Genomic DNA, 12937 nt, shown 5'->3' with positions numbered 1-12937 from the left:
GGGCTTGCCCGCGATAAGAACACCGCATATATCAGGTCTGTCGCGTCCAGCCTTATCGCGGGCAAGCCTCGCTCCCACAGGTTTTTTGATCACCTGTAGGAGCGAAGCCTGGCAGAAGAACTTTTACTTCTTCAACCCTAACTTCTTCAATTCCTCATCGCGCAATTCACGACGCAGGATCTTGCCGACGTTTGTAGTAGGCAGTGAGTCGCGGAACTCGACGCTACGCGGGACTTTGTAGCCGGTCAGGTTGGCGCGCATGTGCTCCATGACTTGATCCTTGGTCAGGGTCATGCCCGGTTTGACCACCACGAACACCTTGATCGCTTCGCCGGATTTATCGTCTGGAACGCCAATGGCCGCACACTGCACCACGCCCGGCAAGGTCGCCAGCACGTCTTCGAGCTCATTAGGGTAAACGTTGAAGCCGGAGATCAGGATCATGTCTTTCTTGCGATCGACAATCCGCATGTAGCCGTCGGGCTGGATTATTGCGATATCGCCGGTCTTGAGCCAGCCATCCGCGTCGATCATTTCATCGGTCGCGTCCTGACGCTCCCAATAGCCTTTCATCACCTGTGGGCCTTTGATGCACAGCTCGCCAACTTCACCCAGTGGCAAATCGTTGCCTGCGTCGTCGATGACTTTGCACAACGTCGAAGGCGCCGGAATGCCGATGGTGCCAATCTGGATATTCTGGTTAGGGTTGCAACTGGCTACCGGACTGGTTTCAGTCATGCCATAGCCTTCGCAAATGGCGCAGCCAGTCACTTCTTTCCAGCGTTCGGCGGCGGCCAGTTGCAAGGCCATGCCGCCGGACAGCGTCACTTTCAGGCCCGAGAAATCCAGATTGCGGAACTCGGGGCTATTGCACAGCGCCACGAACAACGTATTGAGGCCGACAAACCCAGTGAACTTCCACTTGGAAAGCTCCTTGACCATGGCGGGCAGGTCACGCGGGTTGCTGATCAGGATGTTGTGGTTGCCGATCAACATCATCGACATGCAGTGAAAGGTGAAGGCATAGATGTGATAAAGCGGCAGCGGCGTGATCACCACTTCGCTGCCTTCATTCATGTTCGAGCTCATCAAGGCCTTGCACTGCAACATGTTGGCGATCAGGTTGCGGTGGGTAAGCATCGCGCCTTTGGCCACGCCGGTGGTGCCGCCGGTGTATTGCAGCACCGCAACGTCATTGCTGGCCGGTACGGCCTCGGTGAAGGAAAGGCCACGGCCTTTTTTAAGCACTTCATTGAATTTGACTGCCGCCGGCAAGTGGTAAGCCGGAACCATCTTCTTCACGTACTTGATAATGCTGTTGATCAACAGGCGCTTGAGCGTCGGCAGCATGTCCGCCACTTCGGTGACAATCACATGCTTGACGCTAGTCTTGGGCACGACCTTTTCAGCCAGATGCGCCATGTTCGCCAGGCAGACCAGCGCCTTGGCACCGGAGTCCTTGAACTGGTGTTCCATTTCCCGCGCGGTATACAGCGGGTTGGTATTGACCACGATCAGACCGGCGCGCAAGGCACCGAATACGGTAATGGGGTATTGCAGGACGTTGGGCAACTGCACGGCGATACGATCACCGGGCTGCAAATCGGTATGGTGCTGAATCCAGGCGGCAAAAGCGCCCGACTTTTCATACAGTTCACCATAGGTGAGGGTCTGGCCCAGATTGGTGAACGCCGGCTTGCTGGCGAAACGCTCGCAAGACTGCTTCAATACGGCCTGGACGTTGGGGTATTCGTCAGGATTGATCTCGGCAGGTATGCCAGACGGATACTTGTCCTTCCAGAAGTTTTCAATCATGGAAGCCGGGCTCCTCAGCGACAGCGAATTCTTCACACCGCTTGAATGCGATGATTTTTTTGTGTTTTGGAATTGTGCAGTTCACGCTTTGTTGCTTAATGACGGGTCAAAAGCGGGCCGAGAGTAGCAGCTTTGCAAATGGCCGCCTAGAGGCAAGGAAGGCCTCTTCAGTCACTTAAATGACTCAAAAATTCATAGCGGTCACGTTTAGAGTTTTAATTCTATTTGTCGCTAGTCGGGCTAGGATAGCCGGGTTAGAGCTGCTGAAAGAAATCCCATTTTGAAATACATTCTGTGGGAGCAGAGCTTGCTCGCGATAAGGCTGGACGCGATTCACCTCAGATCCCGTCCAGCCTTATCGCGAGCAAGCTCTGCTCCTATCAAACAAGAAAATAACTACCTGATCTGGAATGCATTTTCTGTAGGAGTGAGCTTGCTCGCGATAGCTTCAGCACAGGCAATATATTCATCGACCAACAGATCGAATCGCGAGCAAGCTCACTCCTACAGGTCCCGTGTTTGCTGCGCGACAGCGTGGTGTCAGGGACACCGGGGCGACTCCCACAGGAATCACTGATGATGTGGGATCGGCTTTCGCCGGGAGAGCACCCTTTCAGCCGATAAAAATGCATCGACCTTAGTGGCCTCCTCCCGGCTAAAGCCGGTCCTACGGAAATCCAGCAATCTACGTATTGCTCAAGCGAGATCCCGCAACTCCCTCCTGAGAATCTTGCCCACCGGCGTCATAGGCAACGACTCGCGCAGCACGATCTGTTTGGGCACTTTGTAGCCGGTGAAGTTTTCTTTGCAGAACAGCTTCAGTTCTTCAACGCTGACGCCGCCTTCGCGAGGCACCACAAACAGTTTTACCGCCTCCCCCGAGCGCTCGTCCGGCACGCCAATCACGGCGCAGTTGGCGACGCCCGGATGCCCCATCACCACATCTTCAATTTCATTCGGGTAGACATTGAAACCCGACACGATGATCAGGTCCTTCTTGCGATCGACGATGCTGACAAAGCCATCGGCTTCGATCACTGCGATGTCACCGCTCTTGAACCAGCCATCTGCGTCGAGCGCTTCGGCGGTGGCCTCTGGACGTTGCCAGTAACCGAGCATCACCTGTGGGCCTTTAATGCACAGCTCGCCGCGTTCGCCTGACGGCAACTCGTTACCCGCATCATCAATGACCTTCATCAACGTGCCTGGCACGGGAATGCCAACCGTACCAAGACGCGCATACTCGCCATAAGGATTGGCGCTGGCCACGGGCGAGGTTTCGGTCAAACCATAGCCTTCGACAATTCGGCAGCCGGTCATCTGCTCCCAGCGCTCCGCGGTGGCCTTGACCAGCGCCGTGCCGCCGGAATTGGTGCTTTTCAGGCTGGAGAAATCCAGCGACTTGAAATTCGGGTGATTCATCAAGGCCACGAACAGCGTGTTGAGGCCGATCATCGCCGTGAATCGCCACTGGCCAAGCTCCTTGATGAAGCCGCCAATGTCTCGCGGATTGGTAATCAGAATGTTGTGATTGCCGCTGACCATCATGCACATGCAATTCGCTGTGAATGCATAGATGTGATACAGCGGCAGCGGCGCGATCATGATCTCCTTGCCTTCCTGGAACACTGGTTGCCCGTCGCTGCCATGCTGCAACATACAGGCGTAAACCTGCTGCATGTTGGCGACGAGATTTCCATGGCTGAGCATCGCGCCTTTGGCCAGGCCGGTGGTGCCGCCGGTGTATTGCAGCACCGCGATGTCACTGAGTTGCAGGGCCACTGGATTCAATCGATGGCCTTGCCCCTGATGCAGTGCAGCTTTGAAACGGGTTGCCTGCGGCAAGTGATAGGCCGGGACCAGCTTCTTGACCTTGTCGACGATGGTGTTGATCAGCCAGCCTTTGGCGGTCGACTGCATGTCGCCCATCTTCACTTCGATCAGGTACTTAATGTCGGTATCGGGCAGCACTTCCTGGACGAGCTTGCCGAACATGTTCAGATAAACCAGCGCCCGGGCGCCGGAATCCTTGAACTGGTGGCGCATTTCCCGCGCGGTGTACAAGGGGTTGGTGTTGACTACGATCAGGCCGGCGCGCAAGGCACCGAATACGGCAATCGGGTACTGGAGCAGATTGGGCATCTGCACTGCGATGCGATCACCGGGTTTGAGGTCAGTATTCCGCTGCAGCCATGCCGCAAAGGCGGCGGAATGGCGATCCAGGTCAGCATAAGTCAGGGTCACCCCCATGTTGGTGAACGCCGGGCGGTCGGCAAACTTGCGACAGCTGCGTTCGAATACTTCAACAACCGACATGTACGCCAGCAAATCCACTTCGGACGGCACGCCTGCCGGTCGCTTGTCGCTCCAGAAATCAGGTTGCATTGTTTTTATCCTCTTACCTGAGATTACCTGAGACTGTCTGACCCACGATGATGGCGCGGGGACTTCGCGGACGTTAGCAGCTAAAACAGGGAAGGCAAACAGAGAAGGTCGCGACATCATTACCATGAATTACAGAGCTGGCCGGTCTGCAATTCTTCAGTCACTCTACACTCCACAAACAGAGCGTTTTAACGCCGTTCCTACCGTTTCCGGAGTTGTCATGAAACATCAGCCGTTCTGGCTCGACGCCAGCGACCGAAGCCGTCTGTACGTCAACGTATGGTTACCTGAGGTCGAGCCAAAAGCGGTGGTCATGCTGTCTCACGGCATGGCCGAACACAGCGGCAGATATGCGCGCCTGGGCATGGCACTGGGCGAAGCCGGGTATGCACTGTATGCCCACGACCAGCGCGGCCATGGCAAGACCGCTGATCAAGGCATGCTCGGCCATTACGCTGACGAACAGGGCTGGGCAAAAGTAGTCGGCGATCTGGCCAGCGTCACTCAAACCATTGGCCAACGGCATCCCGACGTACCGGTTTTCCTGCTGGGCCACAGCATGGGCAGCTACATCGCCCAAGCTTATTTACAGCACCACGGCGCAGGCCTGCAGGGAGCGATCCTAAGCGGCTCCAATTTCCAGCCAGTCGCCCTGTATCGCGGCGCTCGCGTGATCGCCCGCCTGGAGCGCTTTCGCCAGGGCAACACAGGCCGTAGCCGACTGATCGAATGGCTTTCGTTTGGCTCATTCAACAACGCGTTCAAACCGGCACGTACCTGTTTTGACTGGCTCAGCCGCGATCCTGATGAGGTCGACAAGTATGCGCTGGACCCATTGTGCGGCTTTCGTTGCACCAATCAACTCTGGCTGGACATGCTTGCCGGTCTGCAGCAAATCAGCAAGCGGTCGAATCTGGCGCAGATCGATCCGGGCTTGCCGTTGCTGGTAATTGGCGGCGAATGTGATCCGGTGAGTGATGGCAAGCGTCTGAAGGATCTTGCCGACGCATTGGTCGCGGCAGGCCACCAGATGTTACAACTGAAGATCTACCCGCAGGCGCGGCATGAACTGCTCAACGAAACCAATCGTGATGAAGTCACCCGTGATCTAATCGACTGGCTGGAACAGGCAATGCATCAGCCAAGACCGCGTCGGGCGGAATAAACGCTGCGTTTGACATCAATATTCAATTTTCAGGATCACTCATGACCCAGGTTACCAACACGCCGTACGAAGCCCTCGAAGTCGGTCAGACCGCCTCATACAGCAAGACTGTCGAAGAACGTGATATCCAGTTGTTCGCCGCGATGTCGGGCGACCACAACCCGGTCCACCTCGACGCTGAATACGCGGCCTCGACCATGTTCAAAGAGCGCATCGCCCACGGCATGTTCAGCGGCGCATTGATCAGCGCTGCCGTGGCCTGCGAGCTGCCTGGGCCGGGCACGATCTATCTCGGTCAGCAGATGACCTTTCAGAAGCCGGTCAAACTGGGCGATACCCTGACTGTGCGTCTGGAGATTCTGGAAAAGCTGCCTAAATTCCGCGTGCGCATCGCGACCCGCGTGTTCAATCAGCGTGATGAGCTGGTGGTAGACGGCGAAGCCGAAATTCTTGCGCCACGCAAGCAGCAGACCGTGACGTTGACGACGTTGCCAGCGATCAGCATCGGCTGATACGGACCATTGTAGGAGCTGCCGAAGGCTGCGAAGGCGGTGTATCAGACCCACCTTTTTCGCAGCCTTCGGCAGCTCCTACAGACATAGCCAATCAAAAAAGCAAAAAAATGGGCGACCGAAGTCGCCCAAAATGCCTTGCGTGCTCTTTTTACTGGAAGGCCTCTGCTCGAGTCCTTCCAGATGAATAGTCCCTGTTCAATAGGACTAGATTAACCAGATGCGCACGGACAGGAATTGACCCAGATCAATAGCACCGCACGCTTTGTTCTAGAGGGCATGGATATCTGATTGGGTCAAAGATATTGGAGGGTTCAGCGGATAACTGTTGGAGCGAGGCTTGCCCGCGAAGAACGATATTGCGGTGTGTCTGACCTACCGAATCGACTGCTTCGCGGGCAAGCCTCGCTCCAACAGGACTGTGTTTGCTGCGCGACAGCGCCGCGGCGAAGGCGCGGCGGTCCCTCCTACAGGAAATGTACTCGGTGCGGACAGGCGCCTAGCGTTTCTTGGGCTTGTTTTTCGATTTTTTCTTGCCCTTGGCCAAAGGCATCGCCTGTTCGAATGCATCGCGCATTTCGTTGAGGCGTTTATCTTTCAGATCGTGTATCCGCTTGGCGCGCTCTGCGCCCAGGTCGATCAGGTTTTCATCTGCGCTCATGGACAACAACTCTCGAACACTGGGAAGTGGGCCAATAATGCGCAATCGCAGTGGCTATGACCAGTGGCTATCCGACAAGAAAAACCACCTTTGTTCACGCCAATCCTTTTTTGACGGCACAATTGCCGGTCAGCGCTGCTTATCAAAGGACCGAATACTCGTGCACTCAACCTCTTCAGCCCCCTTGCCACTGCCGGCATTGCATGGCGACCTGCCGCCGATGCTGACGCTGCGTGCCTTCGAGGCTGTGGCGCGGCATCTGAGTTTCGTCAATGCAGCCCGCGAGTTGTCAGTGACGCAAAGCGCTTTAAGTCATCAGGTTCACAAACTGGAAGAGTTTCTCGAGTGCCGCCTTTTTATCCGTCGCACTCGCGCCATCGAACTGACCGAGGCAGGACGCGCTTATCAGCTACAGGTTCGACAGGCACTGGAAGGCATTGCCGCAGCGACGCGCATTATTCGCCATACCGCGCCCGCGCCCAGCGTATTGCGTATCGGCCTGCTCGCCTCGTTTGCAACGATGTGGCTGGCACCGCGTCTGTCCAGCTTCATCTCGGCCAATCCGGATATCCGCGTCGAGCTGGTGCCGTCCTACGATCTGGCCGATGTGGCGGGTGGCGAAGTGGCGCTCGCGATCCGCTACGGCAAAGGTGGCTGGCCCAACGTCAATGCAACGCGCTTGATGAACGAACGTCTTTTCCCGGTGTGCAGCCCACAGTACAAAGCCGATTGGCTCGCAGCGCAACAGGGTGTCAAACAGCCTGGACTGGCGCCAGGCCCTTTGCTTACTGCTCAGGCGACCATTCCGTTCGAATGGCTGGACTGGGCCAGACAGGTGCGTATCGATATCAGCCAGCTGTCGAGTCTGATGCTGCACGACTACAACATCGTGGTTGAGGCAGCGGTCTCCGGACAGGGCATCGCCATGGGGCGTGATCGACTGATCAATCGGCGCTTGCTGGATGGCTCGTTGGTGCAGTTGCTGAACGGCGCCGTATATGAAGGGGAAATCGGCTACTGGCTGGTAACCGGCGACGAGCCACTGAATAGCGCCGCACAACGATTCGCCGACTGGCTGATCGCAGTGAGCCGCGAGAATGATTGAGCAATATCGATACGTAGGGTGAAATCTTTCAGTTTGTCGGACTGATCGCCGCCTTTCATTGTGCGCCCATCTTTATAGGGAGAGCGCCCAATGAACAACAGCCTGCGCGAGCAACTCGAAAAACTGGACCTGCAGCTTCCGACTCCGGACAGCCCGGCCGGCAACTACGTCAGCACAGTGGTCAGCCAGAACCTGCTGTACGTGTCGGGACAGATCCCCATGGTTGACGGTCAGCCCGCTTTCATCGGCCGGGTGGGTGACACGCTGAGCGAAGAGCAAGGCATCGCAGCGGCAGAACTGGCAGCCCTGGGATTGCTGGCTCAACTGGATTCGGTGATTGGCGACGATCTGTCGAAGCTGGTGCAAATCGTGAGGCTGGGCGTGTTCGTCGCATGCCCCAGCGACTTCACGCGACAGGGCGCCGTGGGCAACGGCGCCTCGAATCTGCTGGTCAGTGTGCTTGGCAAAGCCGGTCAACACGTCCGCACCTCGGTCGGGGTTTCCAGCCTGCCCGTTGGTGTAGCAGTCGAAGTGGACGCCATCTTCGAGCTGAGACCATGAGTCAGACGTTGACCGAAGCGCACATCCAGACGCTGCGCGCCGCAACGCCTGGCTGCCAGCAAGTGATCCATTTCAATCATTCCGGGGCGTCGCTGCCGAGTCAGGCAACCGTGACGGCAATGATCGAGCACATGAACCGCGAAGCCAGCCAGGGTCCTATGGAAGCCGCGGCACAGGGCGAGATGCTGCTGGAAAACGCCCGCAACACCGCTGCGCGGTTGATCAACTGCGCGCCCTCCTCCATTGCATTTCTGGGCAGCGGCTCTGCGGCGTGGGGCATGGCTTTCAGCGCACTGGGAGCATGGCGTCGCGGAGACCGCATTCTCGTCGGGCGTCACGAATGGGGCGGCAACCTGGCTTGCATGGCCCAGGCCTTCGCCGCCGGAGCCAGCCTGGAAGTGATCCCATGCGATGAGAGTGGTGCGGTGTCGGTGTCCGCGCTGGAAGCGATGATCGATGAGCGTGTGCGTTTGATTTCTCTGACATGGCTACCGGCCAACGGTGGCCTGATCAACCCGGCTGCCGCCATCGGCACAATAGCGAAACGGTACGGTATTCCTTACTTCATCGATGCCGGTCAGGCATTGGGGCAAATCAGCGTTGATGTGCAGGCGCTGGGCTGCGATGTGCTCAAGGGTGCCTGCCGCAAGTTCCTGCGCGGTCCTCGAGGTACGGCCTTGCTATACATCCGCGAGGGTTTCGTCGAACAACTTCAGCCGCCATTCGTTGACGTTCTTTCCGCGCCCCGAAACGGCGAAAGTTTTACTCCGCGCAACGACGCTCGACGTTTTGAAACCAGCGAAATGTCGCTGACGCTGATCGCCGGTTTGAATAACGCACTGAGCGAAGTGGAAGCATTGGGCGTAGCGCCTGTCCGCCAGCGTATTCGGCAATTGTCGTCATTGTTGAGGAAGCGCATGGCAGAAGTCGCAGGACTGAAGCTACAGGACCTTGGCGAAGCGCATGATCACTCGGGGCTTGTTTCATTCACGCTGGAGGGCTGGGACGCCCCGGAGATAAAAAAGGAATTAGCCATGAATGGGATAAACATCGGCGCCAATGGCGTGGCTTATACGCCACTGGACATGCAGGCCAGAGGCCTGGTGAACATTGCGCGGATTTCGGTCAGTCATTTGAACACTGAAAGCGAGATAGAGACGTTGCTCACGGCATTGCGCGAAATGAGCAACGGACAGCGGAAAACAGCCTAGACCTGAACGTCGACCCAAAGCCCCTGGCGCGGCTCGTCATCAATCAGTGGCACAACCGGAACGGTGTTGTCGGCATTCAGCGCAACACCGGGGACGGCCAGATGTTCAGGCTCGTCGTAACCTTCTTCGCGGCGACGCTGCTGTTCTTCGTGGCGTTGCTGCTCTTCGCGCAACAGCCAAGCGTTGCGCTGCTCTTCTTCGTTGCGCAAGTCGATATTGGTTTCGCCAGAACTGGCCTGCACCGGCGCCACAGGAGGAATGTCAGGTACCTGCCGGGCCGGATCCAGTTGTGACGTCACGGGTACCACACTCAGGGGAAGCGTCGGCTGCAACATTATTAGTTCTCCTTTTGAGTGGATGTCGGCCAAGCGTCTACCGACTTGACCCCGTAAATGAGAAACTTTCGACTCTGTTTTTGGTAACTAGTGCCTTTAACAGGCTTAAATTGTTGCAAGGGCGTTTAAATACAGGTGTTTTGTCACTGTACCTTTGGCCTGGGCAGCGTGTTCCGTTAACATAGTCGGCTTTTTCAAAGCGGGAGACAGGCAGCATGGCGCAGCAGTATCAACCGGGGCAACGCTGGATTAGCGACAGCGAAGCCGAGCTGGGTTTGGGCACCGTTCTGGCACAGGACGGCCGCTTGTTGACCGTGCTCTACCCGGCCACTGGCGACACACGTCAGTACGCACTGCGAAATGCACCTTTGACGCGCGTGCGCTTCTCTCCAGGCGATGTGATCACTCACTTCGAAAACTGGAAGATGACCGTCCGTGAAGTCGATGACGTTGATGGCCTGCTGGTCTACCACGGCCTGAACGCGCAAAACGAAGCCGTCACCCTGCCGGAAACCCAGCTGTCGAACTTCATCCAGTTCCGTCTGGCGACCGACCGCCTGTTTGCCGGGCAAATCGACCCGCTGGCCTGGTTCTCTCTGCGCTACCACACCCTGGAACACACCAGCCGCCAATTGCAGTCCTCTCTCTGGGGCCTGGGTGGCGTGCGTGCGCAACCCATCGCGCACCAGTTGCACATCGCCCGTGAAGTGGCTGATCGTATTGCGCCGCGGGTTCTGCTGGCGGACGAAGTGGGTCTGGGTAAAACCATCGAAGCCGGCCTGGTTATCCATCGCCAGCTGCTTTCGGGCCGCGCCAACCGCATTCTGATTCTGGTGCCGGAAAACCTTCAGCACCAATGGCTGGTGGAAATGCGCCGCCGTTTCAACCTGCAGGTCGCCCTGTTCGATGCCGAACGCTTCATCGAAAGCGATGCCAGCAACCCGTTCGAAGACACTCAACTGGCGCTGGTTGCGCTGGAATGGCTGGTCGAAGACGAGAAAGCTCAGGACGCACTGTTTGCTGCAGGCTGGGACCTGCTGGTCGTCGACGAAGCTCACCATCTGGTCTGGCATGAAGACAAGGCGAGCCCTGAATACTCGCTGGTCGAGCAACTCGCTGAAGTCATCCCGGGCGTACTGCTGCTGACCGCCACTCCGGAACAACTGGGCCAGGACAGCCACTTCGCGCGTCTGCGCCTGCTTGATCCAAACCGTTTCCATGATCTGCATGCGTTCCGCGCCGAGAGCGAAAACTATCGCCCGGTCGCTGAAGCCGTGCAGCAACTGCTCGACAAGGGCCGCCTCTCACCTGAAGCGCACAAGACCATCCATGGTTTCCTGGGTGCTGAAGGCGAAACCCTGCTGGCGGCCGTCAATGACGGCGACGAAGAAGCCAGTGCGCGCCTGATCCGCGAATTGCTTGACCGCCACGGCACTGGCCGGGTGCTGTTCCGTAATACCCGTGCCGCAGTGCAAGGTTTCCCGGAACGCAACCTGCACCAGTATCCACTGCCCTGCCCGGCTGAATACCTGGAACTGCCGCTTGGCGAACACGCAGACCTGTATCCTGAAGTCAGCTTCCAGGCACAGCCGGACGCCAGCGAAGAAGAACGCTGGTGGAAGTTCGACCCGCGTGTCGACTGGCTGATCGATACCCTGAAAATGCTCAAGCGCGTCAAGGTGCTGGTGATCTGCGCCCACGCCGAGACCGCAATGGATCTGGAAGACGCCCTGCGCGTGCGCTCCGGCATCCCGGCCACGGTTTTCCATGAAGGCATGAACATCCTCGAACGCGACCGCGCCGCTGCGTACTTCGCTGACGAGGAGTTCGGTGCTCAAGTACTGATCTGTTCGGAAATCGGCAGTGAAGGTCGCAACTTCCAGTTCGCTCACCATCTGGTGCTGTTCGATCTGCCTGCGCATCCGGACCTGCTGGAGCAGCGTATCGGTCGTCTGGACCGGATCGGCCAGAAACACACCATTGAACTGCACGTGCCGTTCCTGGAAACCAGCCCGCAAGCGCGTCTGTTCCAGTGGTATCACGAAGCGCTGAACGCCTTCCTTAATACCTGCCCGACCGGCAACGCCCTGCAACATCAGTTCGGCCCACGTCTGCTGCCGTTGCTGGAGAGCGGTGACGACGATGAGTGGCAAACGCTGATTGACGAAGCGCGCACCGAGCGCGAGCGTCTGGAAAGTGAACTGCATACCGGCCGCGACCGTCTGCTGGAACTCAATTCCGGCGGCGCTGGCGAAGGTGAAGCACTGGTCGAAGCGATCCTTGAGCAGGACGATCAGTTCACTCTGCCGATCTACATGGAAACCCTGTTCAACGCGTTCGGCATCGACAGCGAAGACCATTCGGAAAACGCCCTGATCCTGCGCCCCAGCGAGAAAATGCTCGACGCCAGCTTCCCGCTCGGCGACGACGAAGGCGTGACCATCACTTATGACCGCAACCAGGCGCTGTCTCGTGAAGACATGCAGTTCATCACCTGGGAACACCCGATGGTGCAAGGCGGCATGGACCTGGTGCTGTCCGGCTCGATGGGTAACACCGCCGTGGCGCTGATCAAGAACAAGGCGCTCAAGCCCGGCACTGTCTTGCTGGAGTTGCTGTATGTGAGTGAAGTGGTTGCACCGCGCTCGCTGCAACTGGGTCGCTACCTGCCACCGGCCGCCCTGCGCTGCCTGCTTGATGGCAACGGCAACGACCTGTCGGGGCGCGTGTCCTTCACCACGTTGAATGATCAGTTGGAAAGCGTGCCACGTGCCAGCGCCAATAAATTCATTCAGGCTCAGCGCGACACGCTGAACCCGCAGATCAACGCCGGTGAAGCGAAGATCGCCCCGAAACATGCCGAACGCGTTGCTGAAGCGCAGCGTCGTCTGGCAGCGGACACCGACGAAGAACTGGCCCGTCTGACCGCGCTGCAAGCCGTTAACCCAACCGTGCGCGACAGCGAACTGGTTGCGTTGCGCGAACAGCGCGAGCAAGGACTGGCCATGCTGGACAAGGCAGCGTTGCGCCTTGAAGCGATTCGGGTGTTGGTGGCTGGGTAATGGCCTGGCGATAGATCACAGCGACCCAATCGCGGGCAAGCCCTGCTCCCACAGAAGATCGCATACCCTGTTGGAGCGAGGTTTGCCGCGAAGCCGTCAATGCAATCCACTTATTCGCTCTTCGC

The 12937-nt window shown here is 57.8% G+C and carries 10 protein-coding genes; 6 read left to right on the top strand and 4 right to left on the bottom strand.

The window, feature by feature from the left end; genetic code table 11:
* Positions 1–123: 123 nt before the first annotated feature.
* Entirely contained in the window at positions 124–1815 is a 1692-nt protein-coding gene (fadD1, locus tag RX972_RS19670) for a long-chain-fatty-acid--CoA ligase FadD1 (protein ID WP_316877691.1), read from the bottom strand.
* Between the two features lie 696 nt (positions 1816–2511).
* Positions 2512–4200, bottom strand: coding sequence for a long-chain-fatty-acid--CoA ligase FadD2 (gene fadD2, locus RX972_RS19665; RefSeq protein WP_122397382.1), 1689 nt, complete (start codon positions 4198–4200; stop codon positions 2512–2514).
* A 220-nt stretch (positions 4201–4420) separates the two neighbouring features.
* Between fadD2 and RX972_RS19660 the strand changes: the two genes are divergently transcribed.
* Positions 4421–5365 (top strand): alpha/beta hydrolase, encoded by a 945-nt coding sequence (locus RX972_RS19660; RefSeq protein ID WP_263268204.1) that lies wholly within the window; start codon positions 4421–4423, stop codon positions 5363–5365.
* Between the two features lie 41 nt (positions 5366–5406).
* The gene (locus RX972_RS19655; protein WP_027900991.1) at positions 5407–5877 is read left to right on the top strand and encodes a MaoC family dehydratase; all 471 of its coding nucleotides are present in this window, start codon (positions 5407–5409) and stop codon (positions 5875–5877) included.
* Positions 5878–6376: 499 nt separating this feature from the next.
* Here the strand turns inward: RX972_RS19655 and RX972_RS19650 are convergent, their stop codons facing one another.
* Complete coding sequence (locus tag RX972_RS19650; protein ID WP_049827014.1) at positions 6377–6538, bottom strand: hypothetical protein; 162 nt, start codon at positions 6536–6538, stop codon at positions 6377–6379.
* A gap of 220 nt (positions 6539–6758) precedes the next feature.
* On the opposite strand from RX972_RS19650, the gene RX972_RS19645 reads away from it, so the two are divergent.
* From RX972_RS19645 to RX972_RS19635, 3 genes are all read left to right on the top strand, one after another.
* Complete coding sequence (locus RX972_RS19645; protein ID WP_122397384.1) at positions 6759–7643, top strand: LysR substrate-binding domain-containing protein; 885 nt, start codon at positions 6759–6761, stop codon at positions 7641–7643.
* Positions 7644–7733: 90 nt separating this feature from the next.
* Positions 7734–8204 (top strand): RidA family protein, encoded by a 471-nt coding sequence (locus RX972_RS19640; RefSeq protein WP_027900993.1) that lies wholly within the window; start codon positions 7734–7736, stop codon positions 8202–8204.
* Positions 8201–9415 (top strand): aminotransferase class V-fold PLP-dependent enzyme, encoded by a 1215-nt coding sequence (locus RX972_RS19635; RefSeq protein WP_122397380.1) that lies wholly within the window; start codon positions 8201–8203, stop codon positions 9413–9415. Before RX972_RS19640 ends, RX972_RS19635 begins: the two co-directional genes overlap by 4 nt.
* On the opposite strand, the gene RX972_RS19630 is transcribed toward RX972_RS19635, so the two are convergent.
* A complete protein-coding gene (locus RX972_RS19630) occupies positions 9412–9750 on the bottom strand; it encodes a hypothetical protein (RefSeq protein ID WP_027900995.1) in 339 nt (112 codons plus the stop codon). The two genes, RX972_RS19635 and RX972_RS19630, sit on opposite strands and share 4 nt — an antisense overlap.
* Before the next feature lie 215 nt (positions 9751–9965).
* On the opposite strand from RX972_RS19630, the gene rapA reads away from it, so the two are divergent.
* The gene (gene rapA / locus RX972_RS19625; RefSeq protein ID WP_316877686.1) at positions 9966–12812 is read left to right on the top strand and encodes an RNA polymerase-associated protein RapA; all 2847 of its coding nucleotides are present in this window, start codon (positions 9966–9968) and stop codon (positions 12810–12812) included.
* Positions 12813–12937: the final 125 nt, after the last annotated feature.

This window comes from Pseudomonas syringae group sp. J309-1 (assembly GCF_032582135.1).
In the GTDB taxonomy this organism is placed as follows: Bacteria; Pseudomonadota; Gammaproteobacteria; order Pseudomonadales; family Pseudomonadaceae; genus Aquipseudomonas; species Aquipseudomonas quasicaspiana.
Note: the sequence above shows the minus strand (reverse complement) of the source record. Positions and strands in the feature narration are given on the sequence as shown.

Coding starts and splice junctions, on each gene's coding strand:
- fadD1 (WP_316877691.1), bottom strand. CDS start 1,815: ATGATTGAAAACTTCTGGAAGGACAAGTATCCGTCTGGCATACCTGCC.
- fadD2 (WP_122397382.1), bottom strand. CDS start 4,200: ATGCAACCTGATTTCTGGAGCGACAAGCGACCGGCAGGCGTGCCGTCC.
- RX972_RS19660 (WP_263268204.1), top strand. CDS start 4,421: ATGAAACATCAGCCGTTCTGGCTCGACGCCAGCGACCGAAGCCGTCTG.
- RX972_RS19655 (WP_027900991.1), top strand. CDS start 5,407: ATGACCCAGGTTACCAACACGCCGTACGAAGCCCTCGAAGTCGGTCAG.
- RX972_RS19650 (WP_049827014.1), bottom strand. CDS start 6,538: ATGAGCGCAGATGAAAACCTGATCGACCTGGGCGCAGAGCGCGCCAAG.
- RX972_RS19645 (WP_122397384.1), top strand. CDS start 6,759: ATGCTGACGCTGCGTGCCTTCGAGGCTGTGGCGCGGCATCTGAGTTTC.
- RX972_RS19640 (WP_027900993.1), top strand. CDS start 7,734: ATGAACAACAGCCTGCGCGAGCAACTCGAAAAACTGGACCTGCAGCTT.
- RX972_RS19635 (WP_122397380.1), top strand. CDS start 8,201: ATGAGTCAGACGTTGACCGAAGCGCACATCCAGACGCTGCGCGCCGCA.
- RX972_RS19630 (WP_027900995.1), bottom strand. CDS start 9,750: ATGTTGCAGCCGACGCTTCCCCTGAGTGTGGTACCCGTGACGTCACAA.
- rapA (WP_316877686.1), top strand. CDS start 9,966: ATGGCGCAGCAGTATCAACCGGGGCAACGCTGGATTAGCGACAGCGAA.